Origin of the sequence: Nocardia sp. NRRL S-836, assembly GCF_001279525.1 — a bacterium.
In the GTDB taxonomy this organism is placed as follows: Bacteria; Actinomycetota; Actinomycetes; order Mycobacteriales; family Pseudonocardiaceae; genus Lentzea.
Genome location: NZ_LGDY01000165.1, coordinates 1 through 22,343, shown reverse-complemented (window position 1 = coordinate 22,343; position 22,343 = coordinate 1). Strand labels below are relative to the sequence as shown.

14 protein-coding genes are annotated in these 22,343 nt (G+C 68.2%); 12 read left to right on the top strand and 2 right to left on the bottom strand.

Annotated features, from left to right (window positions below; translation table 11 throughout):
• Positions 1 to 81 precede the first annotated feature (81 nt).
• From ADL03_RS42695 to ADL03_RS42650, 10 genes are all read left to right on the top strand, one after another.
• Complete coding sequence (locus ADL03_RS42695) at positions 82 to 6,096, top strand: LamG domain-containing protein (RefSeq protein ID WP_053739374.1); 6,015 nt, start codon at positions 82 to 84, stop codon at positions 6,094 to 6,096.
• 40 nt (positions 6,097 to 6,136) lie between these two features.
• On the top strand, positions 6,137 to 12,349 hold the full coding sequence (locus ADL03_RS42690) for a polymorphic toxin-type HINT domain-containing protein (RefSeq protein ID WP_053739373.1): 6,213 nt from the start codon (positions 6,137 to 6,139) through the stop codon (positions 12,347 to 12,349).
• The gene (locus ADL03_RS42685) at positions 12,346 to 12,618 is read left to right on the top strand and encodes a hypothetical protein (RefSeq protein ID WP_157529764.1); all 273 of its coding nucleotides are present in this window, start codon (positions 12,346 to 12,348) and stop codon (positions 12,616 to 12,618) included. Before ADL03_RS42690 ends, ADL03_RS42685 begins: the two co-directional genes overlap by 4 nt.
• 166 nt (positions 12,619 to 12,784) lie before the next feature.
• Positions 12,785 to 13,303 carry a general stress protein gene (locus ADL03_RS42680; RefSeq protein WP_197289144.1) on the top strand — a complete coding sequence of 173 codons (519 nt, stop codon included), beginning with the start codon at positions 12,785 to 12,787 and terminating at the stop codon, positions 13,301 to 13,303.
• 175 nt (positions 13,304 to 13,478) lie between these two features.
• Positions 13,479 to 14,732 carry an ABC transporter substrate-binding protein gene (locus ADL03_RS42675; protein WP_053739370.1) on the top strand — a complete coding sequence of 418 codons (1,254 nt, stop codon included), beginning with the start codon at positions 13,479 to 13,481 and terminating at the stop codon, positions 14,730 to 14,732.
• On the top strand, positions 14,729 to 15,688 hold the full coding sequence (locus tag ADL03_RS42670; RefSeq protein ID WP_082374012.1) for a carbohydrate ABC transporter permease: 960 nt from the start codon (positions 14,729 to 14,731) through the stop codon (positions 15,686 to 15,688). The genes ADL03_RS42675 and ADL03_RS42670 overlap by 4 nt, the downstream gene beginning before the upstream one ends.
• Positions 15,688 to 16,533, top strand: a complete 846-nt coding sequence (locus ADL03_RS42665; RefSeq protein WP_053739369.1) for a carbohydrate ABC transporter permease — start codon at positions 15,688 to 15,690, stop codon at positions 16,531 to 16,533. The genes ADL03_RS42670 and ADL03_RS42665 overlap by 1 nt, the downstream gene beginning before the upstream one ends.
• A gap of 8 nt (positions 16,534 to 16,541) precedes the next feature.
• A complete protein-coding gene (locus tag ADL03_RS42660) occupies positions 16,542 to 17,726 on the top strand; it encodes an ABC transporter ATP-binding protein (RefSeq protein WP_053739368.1) in 1,185 nt (394 codons plus the stop codon).
• A 309-nt stretch (positions 17,727 to 18,035) separates the two neighbouring features.
• Positions 18,036 to 18,923, top strand: a complete 888-nt coding sequence (locus tag ADL03_RS42655) for an SDR family NAD(P)-dependent oxidoreductase (RefSeq protein ID WP_053739367.1) — start codon at positions 18,036 to 18,038, stop codon at positions 18,921 to 18,923.
• Positions 18,924 to 19,134: 211 nt separating this feature from the next.
• On the top strand, positions 19,135 to 19,836 hold the full coding sequence (locus ADL03_RS42650; protein WP_053739366.1) for a hypothetical protein: 702 nt from the start codon (positions 19,135 to 19,137) through the stop codon (positions 19,834 to 19,836).
• On the opposite strand, the gene ADL03_RS42645 is transcribed toward ADL03_RS42650, so the two are convergent.
• Complete coding sequence (locus ADL03_RS42645) at positions 19,833 to 20,336, bottom strand: SRPBCC domain-containing protein (protein WP_053739365.1); 504 nt, start codon at positions 20,334 to 20,336, stop codon at positions 19,833 to 19,835. The genes ADL03_RS42650 and ADL03_RS42645 overlap by 4 nt on opposite strands.
• Positions 20,333 to 20,635, bottom strand: a complete 303-nt coding sequence (locus tag ADL03_RS42640; RefSeq protein ID WP_053739364.1) for a helix-turn-helix transcriptional regulator — start codon at positions 20,633 to 20,635, stop codon at positions 20,333 to 20,335. The genes ADL03_RS42645 and ADL03_RS42640 overlap by 4 nt, the downstream gene beginning before the upstream one ends.
• Before the next feature lie 119 nt (positions 20,636 to 20,754).
• Here ADL03_RS42640 and ADL03_RS42635 point away from each other — a divergent pair, with 119 nt between their 5' ends.
• Both ADL03_RS42635 and ADL03_RS50365 read left to right on the top strand, forming a co-directional pair.
• Positions 20,755 to 21,747 carry a hypothetical protein gene (locus ADL03_RS42635; RefSeq protein WP_157529763.1) on the top strand — a complete coding sequence of 331 codons (993 nt, stop codon included), beginning with the start codon at positions 20,755 to 20,757 and terminating at the stop codon, positions 21,745 to 21,747.
• Positions 21,748 to 21,817: 70 nt separating this feature from the next.
• On the top strand, positions 21,818 to 21,952 hold the full coding sequence (locus ADL03_RS50365) for a hypothetical protein (RefSeq protein WP_255353471.1): 135 nt from the start codon (positions 21,818 to 21,820) through the stop codon (positions 21,950 to 21,952).
• Positions 21,953 to 22,343 lie beyond the last annotated feature (391 nt).

Sequence of the window (22,343 nt, the reverse complement as noted above, 5' to 3'; positions counted from 1 at the left end):
TGTGTTGTTCAGACTCCTTCTGACTAATCCGGTCGTGCGCCTTCGGGGAGGCACTCACGGCCTCAGCCTGGGGGGAAGACCATGTTCACCGGCCGCTCTGCGGCGGGCCGCTTCGGCCTGCGCGCGTCCAAGTCCAGAGTCGTCGTGCTCGTGGCGGTGTGCGCCGCCGTGGCCGCCGGTGTGGTGGCGTCGACCGGCATCCCTCAGACCGTGGTCGTGCCGGTCACCGAGGCTCCTGATGCCGCGACCGCCTTCCACGCGGCGAAGCTGCAGGGCTCCAGGGTCGAGATCGCTGACCGGCGCGAGGAGAAGCGGTCGTTCTTCGCGGAGCCGAACGGCACCACGACCGCCGAGGTCAGCGCCGTGACCACGCGGGTCCGGCGTGGCGACGGCTGGACACCGGTGGACGCCTCGCTGGAGCGAAGACCAGACGGCAGCGTGACGCCCAGGGCGACCAGCACCGCGCTGTCGCTCTCCGGCGGCGGTGATGCCACGCTCGTTCGCCTGACCTCGGAGAACACCGAGTTCGCCCTCCGCTGGACCGGTTCGCTGCCGCAGCCGAGGGTGGACGGCAACGTCGCCACGTACGAGAACGTCCTGCCCGACGTCGACCTGAAGATGTCGGTCGAGGTCGACGGGTACGGGCAGTACCTCGTGGTCAAAACCCCCGAGGCGGCGAAGAACCCCGATCTCGCTCGGGTCCGCTTCGGCCTGGACACCAGGAACCTGGCGGTGAGCAGGACCCCGGACGGCGGGATCGTGGCCGCCGACCCCACCGGCAAGCCGGTCTTCACGTCGCCGCGGTCGGAGATGTGGGACTCGAAGCCCGGGACGCCGAGGGCGGACGTCGACGTGGAGATCACCGCCGACTCGCTCACCCTGGTGCCGGACCAGAAGCTGCTCACCAGCGCCGACGCCACGTTTCCGATCATCATCGACCCGCACCTGAACGAGGCGAACCGGGACAAGACCGGGTGGACGACGGTCTACAAGAACGACAACGACGCGAGCATCGCCAACAGCACGCACTGGAACGGCCACAACTCCCAGGCGGAGACCAAGTCGTGGCTCACGGGCACGACGACGGCCAGGGCCGGCCGGGCCTACGGCGAGAGCTACCTGCGCACGAAGTCGTACTTCCAGTTCGACACCGGCTTCCTGGCCGGCAAGACGAACCTCGGGGCGTGGCTCAACACCGTCGTGGTGTGGGGCCCGGACTGCGCGCAAAGCCGCGGCTTCCACCTCTACAAGTCGGACCCGGTCGGCGAGGGCACGAGCTGGAACCAGCAGCCCGCGACCGGGTCGATCGGCGACACGATCAGCGTTCCCGTCGACAGCGACGGCACCTGCCGCGGGAACAAGGCGGTCTCCTTCCCCGCGGGCAGCGGCCTCAGGCCGGGCACGACGTCCACCTTCATGCTCGCGCCGGACAACATGGACGACGTGAACGCCTGGCGCAAGTTCGACCCGGCCAGGACGCAGCTGAAGATCAACTTCAACACCCCGCCCAACACGCCGGAGTTCCTGGGCACGGAACCCGCCATCCCGGCCGCGTGCGGGCACTGCGGCGGACTGCCGTACCTGAAGGACTCCACCCTCCGCGTGATCACGCGCATGACCGACGACGACGGCCACGCGCTCAAGGACGTCCTGATCGTCAACCGCGGCAACCCGGCCACGCCGGACAACCCAGGCCCGGAAGATCCGCACGTGCTCGGCTCACCGATCGCGTCCGGCTACAACCACGTCACGGACATCGACCTGACCGACAAGAACGACAAGCTCGTCCGCTGGCAGATCAGGGCGAGCGACGACCTCGACTACGGTCCCGCGTACTGGGGCAACGGTTTCGTCGTCGACCGGGTGGCGCCCGCCGTCGCGCCGAAGGTGTCGAGCGCCGCCTACCAGGAGGACAACACCTGGCGTGGCGGCGTCGGCGTGGCCGGCCTCTTCTTCTTCGAGTCCAACGGCGTCACGGACGTCGACCACTTCCGCTACGGCTGGGACGACACCACGCCGCTCAAGGCGGAGGCGGACAAGCTCGGCGGCGTCGCCAGCGTGCGGATCGCACCGCCTGCTGACGGCCCGCAGGACCTGTACGTGCGCAGCGTCGACCGCGCCGGCAACGCCAGCCCGCCCAAGGTGCTGCACCTCTACGTGCGGCCGGGCAACGGCCCGCTCGCGCAGTACTCGCTCGACGGCGACGTGAAGGACAGCGCCTACCTCGGCGCCAAGCACGGCAGTCTGCAGGGCACGGCCGGCTACGCACCCGGTGCGATCGGGTCCGCGCTGAAGCTGAACGGCATGCCAGGACCGCACGCGACCGCTCCGAACGTGCTGCGCACGGACGACAGCTTCTCGGTGTCGGCGTGGGCCTACCTCGACACCAAGGGATACGCACGGGCGATCGTGAGCCAGGACGCCAACAACACCGGCGCCGGCAGCTATCCCGGTTTCGTGCTCTGGTACCGGCCGGAGGACGGCGGCAAGTGGACCTTCGGCATGCCCAAGTCGGGCTGGGCCGACACGAACTTCGCGTCGAGCCAGGGCGCGCCACCCGCGCTCGGCACGTGGACGCACGTCACCGGTGTCTTCGACGCGCCGGCCAGGAAGATGAAGCTCTACGTCAACGGTGAGCTCGCCGGCACCACCGACCGCACGGCGTCGGACTGGCACGCCGAGGGACCGCTGCGCATCGGCCAGACCTACTGGGGCACCCAGAACCCGACCGACTTCTGGCCGGGCATGATCGACGAGGTCCGGCTCTACGACCGGGCGCTCACCGACGCCGAGGTGCAGGCGGAGGTGCGCAGGGACAGCGTGCAGGTCGCGCACTGGAAGTTCGACGACCTCGAAGGGACGACCGCGCGCAACGCCGTTCTCGGCGGCGACATGGCGGTGCTGTCCAACGGCGCGTCGATGGTCGAGAACGCCGCCGTGAACGGTGGCGTCGACCTGAACGGCACGACGGGGCTCGTCGCGACGAACCGTCCCGCCGTGCGCACGGACAGGAGTTTCTCCACATCCGCCTGGGTGAAGCTGGACAGGAAGTCCACGGGTGGCGCCACGCAGGTCGTGCTGTCCCAGGACGGTGCCACCAGCAGCGGGTTCGTGGTGCGGGAGAAGGACGGCCGCTGGCAGTTCGGCATGACCACGGCTGACGGCGACGTGACGTGGAACGTGCTCGCGGAGTCGCCGGCGGACTCCGTCGTCGTCGGCCAGTGGACCCACCTCACCGCGAGCTTCGACGCGAAGGAGAAGAAGGCGTCGTTGTACGTCGACGGCGGCACGCCGATCGTCAGCGCGGCCGCGGCGACCGCTCCCCGGGACACCACGGGCGCGTTCGTGATCGGCGCGGGGCAGTGGTCCGGCGGCCGCACCGGGTTCCTCGACGGCGTCGTGGACGAGGTCCGGGTCTACAGCCGGGTCGTGTCCGCGAGCGAGATCGGCGAGATCGTCAGCAGGGCCGGCGTCAAGACCGGTGAGTGGAAGCTCGACGGCGACGTCACCGACTCGTCCGGCCGCGGCAGGGACGCGCGCCTGGAGAACGGACCCGACTGGACGAACGGGCAGAGCACCATGCCCGGCGCGACCGATCTGGCGGTGAGCCTGAACGGGTTCAGGGCCCAGCACGTCAGCGCCCCGAACGTGGTCGACGCCGCCAGGAACTTCTCGGTGGCCGCCTGGGCGAAGCTCGACAAGATCGACGGCACCCCGGCCGTGGTGTCCCAGGAGGGCAACGTCACGAGCTCGTTCCAGCTGCAGGCGACCTCTGACGGCCATTGGGCGTTCCGGATGTTCGGGGAGGACGCCACCGGTGGCGGTGCCACCCACGACAGGATCACCGGTTCTGCCGTGCAACCGGGTGTGTGGACCCACCTCGTCGCCACCTACGACGCATCGAGCAGGCAGATGGCCCTGTACGTCAACGGTGTGGTCGTCGGTACGAAGTCGCACACGCCCGTGCAGGCCTGGGGTGCGGGTCGCCTGCTGATCGGCAGGTCCCAGTGGAACGGCGCGAGCGTCGACCACTTCACCGGTGCCATCGACGACGTCTCGGCCTACAGCCGTGCGCTCGGTGCCGACGAGGTGCGGGAGCTGGCGGGACGCGACCTCTCGCTGATCCACCAGTACAGGTTCGACAGCTCACAGAACGGCACGGTGCCGGACTCGGTCGGTGCGCGCACCGGCACGCTCTCGCCCGGCACGACCTTCGCGCCCGGCAGGGTGGGCACCGCGGCCCGGTTCGACGGTGTGGACGACTCGGTCTCCACCACGGGCGCCGACCTGCGCACCGACGCGAGCTTCACGGTCTCCACCTGGGTCTACCTGTCCGACAAGAGCTGCGCCCAGACGCGGTGCCAGCTCGACGCGGTGAGCCTGGACGGCGTCCAGACGAGCAAGTTCCGGCTCGGCCACACGCTGCACCTCACCCAGGAGCCGGACGGCGTCTGGATCTTCGAGATGCCCGAGTCGGACGCGGTCGACGCACGGGTGACCAAGGCGGCCGTGTCGGTGATCCCGTCCGACCTCGACACCTGGGTGCACCTCGTCGGCGTCTACGACAAGCAGAGCAGGACGACCTGGTTGTACGTCAACGGTGACCGCGTCGGCAACGGCGTGCTCGACACGGCGTGGCACGCCGGCGGTGGTCTCCAGATCGGCCGGGGCAAGGCCAACGGCCAGCCCGCCGAGTTCTGGCCCGGCAACGTCGACGACGTGCGGGTGTACACGGGTGCACTGGACAGCGACCGCGTCCGCGCCCTGCACGACTCGTACCCCGCGCTCGCCGAGCCGGCCACGCTCCCGCCGGCGGACAAGGGGTACTGGGCGATGGACGAGCCCACCGGAACCACCACCGCCGCGGACTCCAGCGTCAACAACCGCACCGCGACGGTCACCGGCGGTACGACGCGGGTCGGTGGCCGCAAGGTCGGTGCCACGCGGTTCGACGGCACCTCCGGCTACGCGCAGACCGCCACCCCCGCGCTGGACACGGCGCGCAGCTTCTCCGTGTCGGCCAGGGTCTACGCCGACCGCGGTGTGCAGGGCAACCGGGTGCTCGTCGGTCAGGACGGCACCAGGAACAGCGCTTTCCAGCTCCAGTACCGCCCAGCCGAGGAGAGGATGGCGGTCGCGGTACCGCAGCAGTCCGATGTGGACAACTCTCCGGAGACGCTGCTGCTCTCCTCCGAGCGATCGCTGTCCCTGGCGTGGACGCACGTGACGGTCGTCTACGACGCGCCTGCGGGCCAGCTGAGCCAGTTGCGCCTCTACGTCAACGGCAGGCTGTCCGCGGTGAAGATCGGGGTGACCATCCCGGCCTCCGCCGGACCGCTGTCGATGGGGCGCGGCAAGCTGAACGGTGCCCTGACCGGGTTCCTCCCCGGAGTCCTCGACGAGGTGCGCCTGTTCGGCAAGGCGCTGTCCGACGCCGAAGTCGCGTTGGTGCACAACGACGTTCCCCTGCTCACCTCGGGAAACTGGTCGTTCGACGACAGCACCGCGAACGACTCGACGTGGCGGAAGGTCGACGCGACGCTGTCCGGCGGTACCTCGTTCGTGGACGGCGTGAAGGGCAAGGCGCTCCGCTTCGACGGCACGGGCGGGGGCACCGGCCTCCGTGCGGTGGAGATGGGTGACGGTTTCGGCGTCGTGATGTGGGCGAAGCTGGAGAGCGGCACCGGCGTGCAGACCGTCTTCGCACAGCAAGGGCAGCGCCGCAACGCCTTCGCGCTCCAATATCGCCCGGAGTCCAAGCGCTGGTCGTTCAACGTGCCGGCCCGCGACGACGACCAGGCGCCGCTGGTGCAGGCGCTGTCCGCGCAGGAAGCCGCTGTGGGCCAATGGGTGCACCTGGTCGGCATGTACGACCGGGTTGCCGGTGAGCTCCGCATCTACGTCAACGGCCAGCTCTCCGGGACCAGCGCCGCGGTGCTGCCCTGGCGGTCCGACGGCGGCTACACCATGGGCCACGGCAAGGGCCGCGGCGCGTTCGGTGAGCGCTTCACCGGCGTGATCGACGAGGTCCGCGTCCACGAAGGTCTGCTGACCGAGGCCGAGATCCGCGCCCGCGCGGTGGTCCCGGCCGCCTGAGTTCCGCGATCACCTTCCCTCAGCCAGGTCTGGAGAACCCATGCGCTCCACCACGCGCACCTTCCGGGGTATCGCGGCAGCTCTCGCGGTGTCCATGCTCGTCAGCGCGATCAACCTGACCGACTCGCCGACGGCGTTCGCGGTGGGTGGCCCTTCGGTGCCCCTGCCGGACGTCCCGTCGGTGTCGGTGAGCGCGGAAACCCGCCAGAGCCGGAACCCGGACGAGGCGACCACCCGTGCCCTGCAGAACAACCAACCGGCGAACACCGGCGGACGTCCCGACGGGGGCGGCTCGTTCACGGCGACCCCGTTGAGCCCCACGGGGGCGTGGACGGTCTCTGCCCAGAGCGGCGACTTCAGCTGGTCGTACCCGATGCGCGTGCCGCCGGCGCCGGGTGGTTTCGCACCGTCGGTCGGCCTGTCCTACCGGTCGTCCCTGGTGGACGGGCGGACGAGCGCGACCAACAACCAGCCCGGCTGGGCCGGTGACGGGTGGTCGCTGGGTGCCGGCTTCATCCAGCGCACCTACGGCGCGTGCAACGACGACACCGAGGGCACCACCCCTCCGCGGGTGGGTGACCTGTGCTGGCGCAGCGACAACGCGACGGCGTCCTACCCCGGTGGCGGTGGTGACCTGATCAAGGACGACGGCGATCCGACCAAGTGGCGGCAGAAGTCCGACAACGCCGCGCGCATCGAGCGGATCACCGGCTCCGGCGGCCCCGACAACGGGGACAACGACCGCGAGCACTGGAAGATCACGACGGTCGACGGCACCCAGTACTTCTTCGGCTCCCGCCCGGAGTCGCAGTCGACCTGGACCGTTCCGGTCTTCGGCGACGACGCGAACGAACCGTGCAACAACACGGCGTCGTTCGACAGCTCGTGGTGCGACCAGGGCTGGCGGTGGAACCTGGACAAGGCCATCGACCGCAACGGCAACGTGATCCTCTACAACTACGTGGCCGAGAAGAACAAGTACAGCCTGAACCTGAAGGACGCCGGGGTGACCTACACCCGCGGTGGAGCGCTGAGCACCATCGAGTACGGCCTGAACGAGCGGGTGCAGGCGCCGGCGAGCGGCAAGGTCGTCTTCTCGACCGCGGAGCGGTGCGTGCCCGGCAGCAACTGCTCACAGGCCTCGAAGGAGAACTTCCCCGACGTCCCGCTCGAAGAGAAGTGCGACGCCGCGACCTGCCGGGACCACTGGTCGCCCACGTTCTGGTCCACCAAGCGCCTGGCGAAGGTCACGGCGCAGGTGCTGCGCGGTGACGGCAGCTACGGCGACGTCGACTCGTGGACCCTCGACCACCAGTTCCCCGACACCAGGGACGGCAACGGCGCCGCGCTGTGGCTGAAGGGCATCAAGCACACCGGCCACGTCGGCCAGGCCATCGACCTGCCCCAGGTGACCTTCGAGGGGCAGCTGCTCAACAACCGCGTGCCGAAGAACGACAGCGCGTTCTCGATCAACCGCTACCGGGTCAACGCGATCGTCACCGAGTCCGGCGGCGTGACGACGATCAAGTACGCGGACACGAACTGCAACGAGACAACGGTGCCGGCGAGCGCGCAGTCCAACACACTGCGCTGCTACCCGGTGACGTGGCGGAAGAAGGACTTCAGCGAGACGCTGGACCATTTCCACAAGTACGTCGTCGAGTCGATCACGTCCTCCGACGCGACCGGCATCAACACCGAGCAGCTCGTCCGCTACGAGTACCTCGACGGTGTGGCCTGGCGGTTCGACCAGTCGGAGTTCGTCAAGAACGACAAGAAGACCTGGGACGACTACCGCGGCTACGGCAGGGTCCGCGTCCGGGTCGGCAAGCCGGACGTGCCAGGTGCCCCGGTCACCATGACCGAACAGCGCTTCTACCGCGGCATGGACGGCAACAAGGGCGACACCGCCCAGCGGAAGGTGTCGGACACCGCCGGAGGCGAACGGGTCGACCACGACTGGCTGGCAGGCCTCTCCTACGAGACGATCACCTACGAGGGCGAGTCCGACACGGTGTCGTCCAAGGTCATCAGCACACCGGAGTGGCAGGGCCCGACCGCTACCCGCGGCATCTACCAGGCGTACCTCGTGGGTGGCGGCACGACCGACACCTACACCGCCCTGAAGAACCGCGGCTGGCGGCAGACCAGGGTGAAGACGACCGTCGACCAGTACGGCCAGGTCACCAAGACCGACGACCTCGGTGACCTCGCGGTCACGACGGACGACCTGTGCTCCACCCAGACGTACGTCCGCAACACGTCGAAGTGGCTGATGGTGCTGCCGCACGAGGCCGAGACCGTCTCGGTCAGCTGTGACACGCCGCCCGTCTTCCCCGGCCACGCCGTGTCCGCGTCCAGGTCCGCCTACGACGGCCAGGACTTCGGCGCAGCCCCGCAGTACGGCAACATGACCAGGACGCAGGTCGCGAAGAGCCGTCCCGCCGCAGAGCCCGAGTACATCACGAAAGGCACGTTCGGCTACGACGAGCACGGCCGGGTCACCACCGCGACGGACGCGCTCGACCACACGTCGACGGTGGAGCACACGCCGAAGACGGGCGGCCCGCTCACCAAGACGGTGACGACGAACGCGGCGGGGCAGAAGGCCACCAAGACCTACGAGCCGGCCTGGGGCGCGGTCCTGCAGACGGCGGACTCGAACGTGGTCCCGCTGGTCACGACGACCGAGTACGACGCCCTCGGCCGTTCCGTCCGCGCGTGGAACCCGTTGCGCCCGAAGGCCGACTACCCGAACGACCCGAGTGCCAGGTTCGAGTACAACGTCCGCAAGGACGGCCCGACCGTTGTCACGTCCTCCACGATCGGACCGAACGGCCGCTACGTCAGCTCGAAGATCCTCTACGACGGCCTGTACCGCGTGCGGCAGACGCAGACGCCAGCAGACGGTGGCCGCCTCATCGTCGACACGCGCTACGACACGCACGGCCGTTCCGCACGCGTGACGCAGCCGTTCTTCAACAACAACCCGATCGACGACTCGATCGTGGTCGCTTCCGAGAACGACATGCCCGGCTTCACCAGGTCGGAGTACGACAACGTGGGCCGTGCGGTCAAGACGACCCACGTCGCCGGCCCGCACACGGACGTCACCACCACCGCCTACGAAGGCGACAGGGTGTTCGTCAGCCCGCCGCAGGGTGGCACGCCGACGACGACGATCTTCGACGCTCGTGGGCGCAAGACCGCTCTCCTGCAGTACAAGAACAACGCACAGCTCACCGACTACGAGCGCACCGAGTACGGCTACACACCCGCCGGACAGCCGGCGTCGGCGAAGGACGCGGCCGGCAACGTCTGGCGGTGGCACCACGACCTGCTCGGCCGGCTGGTGAAGTCCGAGGACGTCGACAAGGGCACGTCGACGTCGACCTACAACGACGCCAACCAGCTCGTGACCACGACGGACGCCCGCAACACGACCCTGACGTACGCCTACGACCAGCTCGGCCGTCCGTCGACCGTGCACAACGGCGCGACGCTGCTGCGGGAGCAGACGTACGACACGGCCACCAACGGAGTCGGGCTGCCCGCCTCGACGACCTCCTACACCGGCGGCAACGCCTACAGGTCGGCGGTGCAGAGCTACAACGGCCTCGGCCAGCCGAAGAGCGTGTCCACCACCATCCCGGACGTCGAGGGAGCTCTCCGGGGCGAATACAAGTCGTTCCTCAGCTACGGTCCGGACGGCAGCCTGCAGGGCGAGTCCTACCCGGCCGTGCCGTCGATCAGCCTCGCCGCCGAGACGATCAAGTACGTCTTCGACGACCTCGGCCGCCCGACGACGACCAACGGCAAGGACGACTACGTCACCGCCAGCACGTACACGCGGTACGGCGAGCTCTCACAGCTGCAGCTCGGCAAAGCCGGTGCCCGCACGTGGTTGTCGTACTACTACGACATCAACAAGCGCCGCATGGACCGCTACATCGTCGACGCCGAGGTGGCGTCTCCGATGCAGGCGGACATCAGGTACTCCTATGACCAGGCGGGCAACGTCCTGTCCGTGACGGACGCGCTGGCCGGCGACCAGCTCGACCGCCAGTGCTTCCGCTACGACCACCTCCAGCGCCTGACCGAGGCGTGGACGCCGTCCACCGCGTGCGACGCGGAACCGGCGGCGATCAGCCTGGCCGGCCCCGCCCCGTACTGGCACTCCTACACCTACGACCCCGCGGGCAACCGCAAGACCGAGGTGCAGCACGCCCTCGCCGGCGACACGACCCGCACGTACGACTACCCGCGCGGCCACGAGCTCGCGTCCGTGACGACGGCCAAGCCCGGTCTCACCACGCTCGACCGCTTCACCTACGACGCGTCCGGCAACACCAAGACGCGCAACCTCACCGGCGTCGAGCAAACCCTGGACTGGGACGTGCAGGGCCGCCTGGCCACGGTGTCCGAGGGAACCGCGAAGCAGACCGAGTTCGTTCACGGCGCCGACGGCTCCCGCCTGCTGCGCCGCGACCCCGACGCCACGACCCTGTACCTGGGAGGCCAGGAGCTCCGCCTGGCCAAGGGCGCAACCAAGCCGACCGTGACCCGCTACTACTCGCACGGCGGCAAGGTCGTGGCGATGCGCGAGGGCCTCACGAAGATCACCTGGCTGGCCGCAGACCACCAGGGCACAGCCCAGATCGCGGTGGACAAGGCAACGCTGAACGTGGACCGCCGCCGCCAGCTGCCGTTCGGCACCCCCCGCGGCGCCGCGGTCCCGTTCCCCGGCGAGCGCGGCTTCGTCGGCGGCACCGTCGACGCCTCGACCGGCCTCGTGTCCATCGGGGCACGCCAGTACGACCCCGCTGTCGGCAGGTTCGTCTCCGTCGACCCGATCATGGACGGCTCCGACCCGCAGCAGTGGAACGGGTATGCCTACAGCAACAACTCGCCGATCACGTTGAGCGACCCGTCCGGCATGCTGGCAATGGGCTGCATGGACGACGGTCCTTGCGGCTCACAGGGCGTGAGGGAGAGCTACACACCCCTTCTCGGCTCTGACGCGCCGGGCGGCATGCCGGTCAAGAAGCAGGTGAACTACCAAGCCCGGTATCAGAAGGGCGTTCAGGACGCCTTCAAGGAGACCTACCACACCGCTGTCGAAGCCGTCGACTTCGTGGGCTCCTGCCGGGTGTCGGTCAACGCATCGTTGGACGTGAAGCTCGTCGATCCGGGAAAGTGTTCGGACGCGATCGACACCGCCGCCCAGGGGGTCATCACCTTCGGGTCTGATCCCGGCGGCACGCTCATCAACGGTGTGATCGCAGCGGCTGATCCCGTCGTCCAAGCGGTCAAGGACGAGGACTACGGGTACGCGATCGGCCGCGGTGTCGTCATCGTGGGCGAGTCGGTGGTGGGGTCCAAGGGGCTCGGCAACGCGGGCAAAGGCCTTAAGGGCACCAAAGCGCTGGCAAAGGCCTGCAGCTTCGTTGGTGACACTACCGTGCTGATGGCCGATGGCAACTCAAGGAAGATCGAAGAGATCAAGGTCGGCGATGAAGTCGTGGCCGGCGATCCGATAACCGGTGCACTTGCGGCACATTCCGTTGTTGGAACTTTCGTCACCGACAAAGATCGAAGCCTGGTCGACATCAGTGTGTCGGTTGCGGGCGAGAAGCAGGTCATCAAAACCACAGAGATTCATCCCTTCTACAGTGTGAACCAGTCGGCTTGGGTAAATGCGGGGATGCTGCAATCAGGTGATCGGCTGCGTACCGCTGAGGGTGAAACCGCAGAAGTAGTGGGCATCGTCCACCATGAGTCGTCCAAAGTGGATACGACTTATAACCTGGCTGTTGCCGTTCTCCCTACGTTCCACGTTTCGGATGGTCGTTCCAGTGCCCACTTCCTGGTGCACAACACTTGTGGTAAGAGCTTCAGTCGCGACTACGGTGGCCCGGACTTCATCATGTCAGAGATTGACGAGGCGGGCGCTCTCACCTATGTCATCGAGGGCGGCGAAAAAACAAGGGGCTCTACGATGTTCGCCGACATGATGAACGCATTGGGCCCGAATGTTAGATCGATCAAGGGAAATTGGTACAGCACGTCGGACAATCTGGTGAGCTTCAATGCCGGCGTGCAAAGCATGCTTTCTCTGGAGGAGGCTGCCGCGGAAACGTTTACCGGAAAAATGGCGGCCAAGTACGGGTTCACTCGGATCACCGTGAATAAGCGCGATCTGATCGGTGTGCCTGGCAACTACACGCAAGCGCGTGTAACCTTCTCCAAGTGAGCATGTCTGTTACGCAAGTTGCGGAGAAGCTGCAGGATCTGGCGCGAGCGGGTGAGGACCCGCTCGCGCTGGGCAAGTTCATTTCCAGCTCCTTCGAGTGGAAGAAGCGCGGATCGATCTTCGTGGGCGCCTTCCATCTGGCGTTCAATATCTCCATTGCATCCTTGTATCCGTTTTCCAATTGGGTCGGATTTGGTGCTGGAAACGTCAGTGACGAGGAATTTAAGAACTTCCTGGAGCCGTTTGTCGATGAGTGGCGTAACCAGTAGTTCCTGTTGCCTGCGGGGTTTGGTGTAGTCGTGACCTCGGCCGTGGCCATCTCCGGCTGCGGAGACCGCTCGGCCGATCCCGGCAAAACACCCGTAGGCGTCTCAGCACTCGACACCGGGCACTGGCAGGATGGAACGATCAGCGCGTCCGACAGAGGTGGTCCCTGTGACGAGTCCGTTCGCCAGCCCGAACCGGCCCGGTGTCCCGCCCCGCCTGCCCACCCCGCCGACGGGGTGGCCGATCGGTTCGTACGCCACCTACGAGGAGGCGCAGCGGGCGGTCGACTTCCTGGCGCTTGAGGACTTCCCGGTGCAGGACGTGACGATCGTCGGCGTCGACCTGATGCTCGTGGAGCGGGTCACCGGCAAGCTGACCTGGGGCCGGGTGCTCGTGACCGGGGCGGCCAGCGGGGCGTGGTTCGGGTTGTTCGTCGGGCTGTTGCTCACCCTCTTCAGCCCGGAACCCGGAGTGACCGTCGGACCGGTTCTGACGGGCCTCATCACCGGTGTGTTCTTCGGGCTGGTGTTCGCGGCGGTCGGGTACGGGTCGGCGCGGGGCAAGCGGGACTTCCAGTCGGCCAGTCAGTTGGTGGCGGGGCGGTATGACGTGCTGTGCCACCCGAAGTCGGCCGAAAAGGGGCGTGACCTGCTGGCCAAGCTGGCCATGCGGCCTTCAAACCCCTAGCTGTTGAGACATGAAGAACAGCTATTGGTTCTGAATCGTTGCTTCCTTTGGTTGCGGCTGGTGATCACCAGGCCTAGGTTCGTTGCACCGGTCCGCCCGGTGCGGCCGGTGGCACGACGAGGTGCCGGGCATTGCGGTCTGGCTCCTCCGTGTAGTCGGGAAGGAGGCAGGGCCGATGGGTGCGAAACGGCGCTATCGACTCGCCGCTGGGGTGGGGGTCGCGTTGCTCGCGGCATCAACCGTCACGGCGTGCGGGTCGAGCGACGGAGGCGTCACCGTCAACGTCTACAAATATCCCCAGGAGAACTTCCAGGCGATCGTCGACAACTGCAACGCCAAGGCCGCAGGGCGTTACAAGATCGTCTACAACAAGCTGCCGCGGGAAGCGGACGGTCAGCGCGAGCAGATGGTGCGCAGACTCGCCGCCGAGGACGACAGCATGGACGTCCTCGGTCTGGACGTCACGTGGACCGCCGAGCTCGCGGAGGCGGGCTGGCTCAAGGAGTTCACGGGGTCCGTCAAGTCCCAGGTGGAGAGCGGCACGCTGCAGACGCCGCTGAAGACCGCCACCTACGAGGGCAAGCTCTACGCGGCCCCGGACAACACGAACGTCCAGCTCCTCTGGTACCGCTCGGACCTCGTTCCGACGCCGCCGAAGACGTGGGACGAGATGATCAGCATGGCCGAAGCCCTGGTCGCACAGGGCAAGCCCGGCAAGATCGTGGGGCAGGGCAAGCAGTACGAGGGGCTCGTCGTGCTGTTCAACACGCTGGTCAACTCCAACGGCGGCAAGATCATCGACGAGAGCGGCACCAAGGCCGAGGTCGACCCGAAGGCCGTGGAAGCGTTGGCGGCGCTGAAGAAGCTCGCCACGTCCAAGGCGATCGACCCGTCGTTCTCCAACGCCGCCGAGGACAACGCGCGGCTGGCCATGGAGAACGGCAACGCGGCGTTCCAGCTCAACTGGCCGTACGTCTACGCGGCGGCGCAGAAGAAGCCGGAGTTCGCGAAGAACTTCAAGTGGGCGCCGTACCCGGCGTTCGGCGGTGACTCGGCGAAGGTCACCGTCGGTGGCATCAACTTCGCCGTCAGCGCCTACACGAAGCACCCGGACCAGTCGTTCGACGCGGTGCTGTGCCTGCGCAGTGCGGAGAACCAGAAGCTCGCCGCGCTCAAGGACGGCGTGCCGCCGACCATCGAGTCCGTCTACGACGAGCCGGAGATGGCCGAGGCGTACCCGATGCGCGAGGACATCAAGAAGACGCTCAAGAACGCGAGTGTCCGGCCGCTCACGCCCGCGTACCAGAACGCGTCGACCGTCATCGCCACGGTCCTGTCGCCGCCGGCGAGCATCGACCCCAAGGCGACGGGCGACCGGTTGCGCGAGGAGCTCCAGGACGCACTCGACTCCAAGGGGGTGCTGCCGTGAGTCACGCGGCCACAGAACAAGCAGCGAGGACCGAGGTCGCACCGGAACCCGCTGCCGGCAAGAAGAAGGTCGCGCTGAGCGAGGGCAAGAAGGCCGAGCGCAGGCTCGGCTGGCTGCTCTGCGCACCGGCGGCGCTCACCATGATCGCGGTGACGGGCTGGCCGATCATCTACTCGCTGCTGCTGTCGATGCAGCGGTTCGACCTGAAGTTCCCCGACCGGACCGAGTGGATCTGGTTCGACAACTACGTCACGGTGCTCAGCAGCCCGTACTGGTGGAACGCGGTGTGGGTGACGGTCGTGCTGACCGTCGTCACCGTCGCGGTCGAGCTGGTGCTGGGCATGTCGCTCGCGCTGATCATGCACCGCGCGCTGGTCGGTCGCGGCATCGTCCGCACGACCACGCTGATCCCGTACGGCATCGTCACGGTCGTGGCCGCGTTCTCCTGGCGCTTCGCCTGGACGCCCGGCACCGGCTACCTGTCGGAGGCGCTCGGCGGTGAGCCCGTGCTCACCGAGAAGATCCCGGCGCTCATGGTCGTGGGTCTCGCGGAGATCTGGAAGACCACGCCGTTCATGGCGCTGCTGCTGATGGCCGGTCTCGCGCTCGTTCCCGACGACCTGCTCAAGGCCGCCGCGATGGACGGCGCGAGCGGGTGGCAGCGGTTCATCAAGATCACCGTGCCGATCATGAAGCCGGCGATCCTGGTGGCGCTGCTGTTCCGCACGCTCGACGCGTTCCGCATCTTCGACAACCTCTTCGTGCTCACCTCGGGCTCGCAGGGCACGTCGTCGGTGTCGATGCTGACCTACAACAACCTGATCAAGGGCTTGAACCTCGGCATCGGATCGACCATGTCGGTGCTGATCTTCATCATGGTCGCGATCATCGCGTTCGTGTTCATCAAGCTCTTCGGCACCGCTGCCCCGGGCAGCGACGACGGGGGGAAGCGCTGATGGCGGGCATCGGAGGAGCGGAGACCACCGGCAAGAAGTGGAGCTGGGGCCTGCTCAACGCCGTCGTGGTGATCTACGCGCTGTTGCCGGTGCTGTGGATCGTGTCGTTGTCGTTCAAGTCGTCGGCGACGCTGGCGGACGGCAACTTCATCCCGCGGGAGTGGAGTCTCGAGAACTACCGCAACATCTTCTCGACGACCGAGTTCACGCGGGCGCTGGTCAACTCCATCGGCATCGCGCTCATCGCGACCGCGATCGCCGTGGTGTTCGGCACGATGGCGGCCTACGCCATCGCCAGGCTCGACTTCCCGGGCAAGAACGTGCTGGTCGGCGTCTCGCTGCTGATCGCGATGTTCCCGCAGGTCTCGCTGGTGTCGCCGTTGTTCGAGATCGAGCGCTCGCTCGGCCTCTTCGACACCTGGCCCGGCCTGATCCTGCCGTACATCACGTTCGCGCTGCCGCTCGCGATCTACACCCTGTCGGCGTTCTTCCGCGAGATCCCCTGGGAGCTCGAGAAGGCGGCGAAGATGGACGGTGCGACGCCGGGGCAGGCGTTCCGTCGCGTCATCGCACCGCTGGCCGCGCCGGGTGTGTTCACGACGGCGATCCTGGTGTTCATCTTCTGCTGGAACGACTTCCTGTTCGCGATCTCGCTCACCTCGACCGAGCAGTCGCGGACCGTGCCGGTGGCGCTGTCGTTCTTCACCGGCAGCTCGCAGTTCGAGGACCCGGCCGGGTCGATCGCGGCGGCCGCCGTCGTGATCACCATCCCGATCATCCTCTTCGTGTTGTTCTTCCAGCGCCGGATCGTCGCCGGCCTGACCTCCGGCGCCGTCAAGGGGTGAGTTGACCAATGGCAGAGATCGTTCTGGACAAGGTGACCAAGAGGTACCCCGACGGCGCGCTGGCCGTGCAGGAGGTCAACCTCGAGATCGCCGACGGCGAGTTCATCATCCTGGTCGGACCGTCCGGCTGCGGGAAGTCCACCACGCTCAACATGATCGCGGGCCTGGAGGACATCACCGACGGTGAGCTGCGCATCGGCGGGCAGCGGGTCAACGAGAAGGCGCCCAAGGACCGCGACATCGCGATGGTGTTCCAGTCCTACGCGCTCTACCCGCACATGACGGTGAAGGAGAACATGGCCTTCCCGTTGCGGCTGGCGAAGGTCGACAACGCCACCGTCGAGAAGAAGGTCAAGGAGGCCGCGGAGATCCTCGACCTCACGCAGCACCTCGACCGCAAGCCGTCCAACCTGTCCGGTGGCCAGCGGCAGCGCGTGGCGATGGGCCGTGCGATCGTGCGCAGCCCCAAGGCGTTCCTCATGGACGAGCCGCTGTCCAACCTGGACGCCAAGCTGCGCGTGCAGATGCGCACCTCGGTGTCGCGTCTGCAGAAGCAGCTCGGCACGACCACGGTGTACGTGACGCACGACCAGACCGAGGCGATGACCCTCGGCGACCGGGTCGTGGTCATGCGCGGCGGGATCGTGCAGCAGATCGGCGCGCCGCAGTTCCTCTACGAGCACCCCGCGAACCTCTTCGTGGCCGGCTTCATCGGCTCGCCGTCGATGAACTTCGTGCCGGCCTCGCTGGAGAACGGCAGCCTGCGCTCTGCGCTCGGCGACGTGCAGCTGACGGACCGGGTGCGGCAGCTGCTGGAGGGTGCCGACGCGCCCCGCGAGGTGATCATGGGCATCCGCCCCGAGCACTTCGAGGACGCGGAGCTGGTGGACGCCTCCGTGCTGTCCACCGGCGGCAAGTTCTCGTCGCACGTGGACGTGCTGGAGTCGATGGGCTCGGACAAGTACGCCTACTTCAACCTCAAGGGCGAGCAGGTGACCTCCGCGGACCTGCAGGACCTCGCGGCGGACATGGGCGCGGACGACGTGCCGGGTGACGGCATCTCGCTCGTGACGCGGCTGTCGTCGGCGTCGGGTGCCACCGCGGGCTCGTCGGCGGACATCTGGTTCGACGCGGACAAGGTCCAGCTCTTCGATCCGTCGAGCGGGAAGAACCTGACCTACACGGACAGGTGAATTGTCGAATTCAGGGCCGTCTTCCCACGGGAAGGCGGCCCTTTTCGATACTCTTCGGGACTCTTTGACACGGTTTTGTCGTGGTGGGTCACTCGATCGGTTGAGGGCGAAAGTCCTCATCGGCACCGGGCCGATCAGTCGAGGACATAGGCAAGGGTGAACTTTCTGCGCCATTGGGCGCTCTGCGGTGACACCTCAACGAAACACTCGCTGCGCTGCTCCGTTCGGTCCGCACGCTTGTCGAAGGCGGATACAGGACCACAGGGGGGTTCCGGGGAACCGCCGCCGAGAACTGAAAGAGAGCGTGCAATGGGGATCCTGGACGGAAAGGCGATCGTCATCACGGGGGCCGGCCGAGGACTCGGCGAGGCCTACGCGATGCACGCGGCGCTGGCGGGTGCCTCGGTGGTGGTCAACGACAACGACGGTGACCTGGCCGAGAAGGTGGCGGAGCACATCCGCGGCTACGGCGGCCGCGCGGTCGCCTCGACCCACACGGTGGCCGACCCGAGCGAGGCCGCGAAGATCGTGGACCTGTGCGTCGACGAATTCGGCCGCATCGACGGCCTGGTCAACAACGCGGGCCTGAACTACGAGACGGTGCCGTGGGAGGACGACCCGGAGACGATCAGGGAAGTCGTCGAGGTGAACGTGCTCGGCGTCATCTACGTCGGAATCGCCGCCATGCGCGCCATGCGCGGGTTCGGCGGCGGCTCCATCATCAACATTTCCTCCGGCGCGTCCTTCGGGCAGCGCAAACTCGGCACCTATTCCGCCACCAAGGGCGCTGTCGCCTCGCTGAGCTACTCGTGGGCGCTCGACCTCGAGCCGGAAGGCATCCGCGTGAACGCCGTGTGCCCCGTCGCGCACACGCGGATGGTGTGGAAGTCCGAGCGTTCGCTGCGCGCCATTCCGGCCGACCGCACGCCGGGCAAGGTGGCGCCGCTGGTGCTGTTCCTGCTGTCGGACCGGTCGGAGGGGATCACCGGGCAGGTCGTCCGCTGCAACGGCCGGCAGCTGCACATCGTGGGTCAGCCGTACTTCAAGCAGCCGATCCTGGAGAGCGAGAACTGGGACACCGCTTCCGTCGAGCGGGCGTTCACGGGGGTGTTGCAGGCGCACCTCGAACCGTACGGGCTGGAGAAGCGGATGCCGCCCCGGCTCCGTGCGCTGGTGGAGCCGTCGCAGACCGCCTGAGCCCGCGCGGGGGAGGCGTCGTGGGGCGCCTCCCGTCCGTTCGATCCGGCGCCGGTGGTCAACTGCGGACGGCCGCGCTTGACGCGCTGTTAGGTTGCGCGCGTGCCTTCGCTCCCCGCCTACGTCGACACGGCTTTCGACGACGACGAGCTCCTGCGCTCCGCCGTCGCCCTGGTGTCCGGCGACCTCGGTCCCGCCCTCGACCTGCTCGGTGCCACCCGCGACCAGCCGTACCGCCGCGCGGGCGAAGCACACGAGCCGCGACCAGTTCGCCGGCCTGGCCGACTTCACCGGTCGTGCACGGCAGACCCTGCTGCGGGCCGCGGAGCTCGCCCCCGATGACGTGGCGCCGTGGGCGGCGCTGATATCCGTGACGCTCGGGGCGCCCACTCACCGCGGTGAGCCCGCGGAGATCCACGAAGAGGTCGTGAAGCGGGTCCCCGACCTGGTCAACGCGAACCTGCGCCGTCTGCAGACGAAGGCCGCCAAGTGGTACGGCAGCCACGACGAGATGTTCGCGTTCGCCCGGTCCGGCGTCGAGAGCCTGCCCGACGGGCATCCGCTGCTCGCGCTGGTCCCGATCGCGCACATCGAGATGCACCTCGACAAGATGGCGAAGGGCGGCAAGCTGTCCCGCATGTGGCAGGTCGCGACCCTCTCGTACTGGAAGAAGCAGCGCGCCGAGGTCGACGCCGTGTCCGACCGGCTGCTCGCGGGAGCCGACGGCCGGCCGTATTCGCTGTGGGCGCACCAGATCTTCGCGATGTGCTACTTCCAGGCCGAGGTGCCCGACCGGCTCGCCGCCCACCTCGCACGCAGCGGGCCGCGCGCCGCTCGGTGGCCGTGGGCGTACCTCGGCAATCCGGACAAGCGCTTCGCCGCCGCGCACGAGATGGCGGCCCGCCGGGACTAGCGCCAGGCCGGGTAGTCCGGCGCGACCTCGGCGTAGCGCTCGCCCCAGTTCGGCAGCGGGGCGTGGCCCAGGTGGGCCTCCGCGCGGTCGAGGAACGCGTGCGTGCCGGGCGCGAACCCCTTGGCGTTGCGTTCGGACAGTCCACGGTGGGTGAACCGGAGCACGGTCGCGTCGCCGTCCGCCGTGAGCTCGTAGCGCACGACGCTGTCCTCCACGATCCGCTGGTGCCACTCGTGTTCGAAGACGGCGTGGCCGTTCTCCGGTGGCTGCCAGGTCAGGATGCGTCCGGTGACCCGCTTGGCCTCCATCGGCGCGGGCGGGTCCTCGGGCTCGATGACGACCTGCTTGCCGTGCGGGTCCACGGTGCCGTTGCCGAACCACGCCTTGCGCTCGGCGTCGTCGGTGATGGCGGACCAGACGCGGTCGATCGGGAACCCGAGCCTGCGTTCGAAGGCGAGGACCGCGTGGTCGCCCTCGACGGTGACGGTGCCGAGGTTCATCGGTTCTCCAGGTGCTGTTCGAGTGCGTCGAGGTGGGAGCGCCAGAAGCGGCGGTACGGGGTGATCCAGTCGTCGATGCGTTGCAGGCCATCGGGTTTGAGCGCGTAGATGCGGCGCTGACCGTCCGGCCTCACCTCGACCAGACCGACCTCCCTGAGCACGCGCAGGTGGCGTGACACGGCCGGCTGCGTGAGCGACGGCAGGCTGTCCACGAGCTCGCCCGCCGTGCGCTCGCGTTCGGCCAGCAGGCTGATCAGGTGCCTGCGGTGGGGTTCGGCCACGGCTTCGAAGACGTCCACGGTCAGTTTTATAACTTGCTGCGTATATAAGCGCAAGCCTATGAATGGTTTTGGCGACGTTTCCGCACGTCACACGGATGGCTCCGGAAATTGTCAGGGGTGCCTGTCACCATCGAACCATGGCCGAACGCAAACCCAGAGTCACCGACTGGCGGCTCGTCGTGCAGTCCCGGTTGGACCGGGTCCGCGCGGATCTCGCCGCGCTCGGCCCGCCGGACCCGGTCGACCCCGAGGGCGATGTCTGGCGCCGCACCGCCGAGGAGCAGGCGGCGGTGGTGGAGGCGATGCTGAACGCGCGGGAGCCGTGGTGGCGCATGGTCCCGTCGTGGTGGTCGGGCTGGCACATCGAACGGGCCTGGCGCGCGCTGCACGAGGCCGAGGTGGCGACGATCTCGGCGGAGCGCGGGTTCCTGGGGCGGCTGCCGGGGTTGCGGGCGCGGGTGGCGCAGTACCTGGACGACGACGACCCCCGCCGCGGCGCCCTGGAAGCGTTGCGGCCGGGGGAGTTCCCGCCCGCGGTGGAGCGCGCGATCGTGGTGGACGCGCTGCGGGCGGCCTACGACAACTCGGACTTCGCGCACGCGGGCTCCCGCGCCCTGCGCAACAAGCTGATCGCCGCGTCCCTGGTGCTGTTGGTGATCAACACCGTGCTCGGCGTCGTGGGCATCGTGAAGCCCGGCATCATCCCGCTGTGCGTCGACCCCAAGGAGAAGGCGCTGCCGACCGTCTGCCCCGGCGGCGGCGCGAAGGCGTCCGGTGTGGACGTCTGGCTGGTGCAGGTGCTCGGCGCGTTCGGCGCCGTGCTCGCGGCCGTGGTCCTGCTCTTACGCCGCCGGCCATCGCTCTCGCCGTACGTGATGATCGGCTACCAGGCCCTGATCAAGATCATGCTCGGCGCGGCACTGGCGGTGGTCGGCATCCTGGCGCTGGGAGCGGGCGTGACGAGCGGCCTGATCGGCATCCCCTCGGCCGCCGCGCTGCTGCTGTGGGCCGTGATCTTCGGGTACGCGCAGCAGATCGGCACGCGCCTGCTCGACAAGTACACCGACGAGGTGCTGGACCAGGCCCGGCCGCTGCCGGAGGCGGACGGGCCGCGCGTGGCGCCGCGCTGAGGACGCGAAGGGAGCAACTTGATCTGACTGCACCAGCCGGCTGGGCTCAGCCGTGGTGAGCGGTGCGCCGGTGTCGACGAGTGGAGTGGCCGAGGAGGCGCTGCGCGAGCTGGCCATCGCCTGCGGCAGCCGCTCCGAGGTCGGCGAACGCGCACCGAGCGAGTTCGGCGGCGGTCACGTGTGCGGGCGGGTTCTGCGTACGTGAGTCGCGGGTGCCGGTCCTGGGCCGTACGTCGGTCGGGAGCGGTGCCGGTCCCGCGCCGCACCTCAGCCGCGTGTGCGGCGCGGCGAGCGAGTTCGGCGGCGGTCACGCGTGCGGCTGTGCGGTCCGGTTCGGCACGCCTCAGGCTCGCGTGCCGGTCCCGAGCTGCACGCCAGCCAGGAGCGGTGCCCGCCCCGAGCCGCGTGTCGGCGACCGAGCGGTGCCGAACCTGACCCCACGTCGGCCACCGAACACTGCGCGCCCGGCAGCCGAGCGTCGGCCACTCACGGGCGTCCGCCTGGTAGCCGCGCATGCCGGTCCCGGGCCGTGCGTCGGCCACCGGGTGGTGCGCGCCTGGTAGCCGCGCATGCCGGTCCCGGGCCGTGCGTCGGCC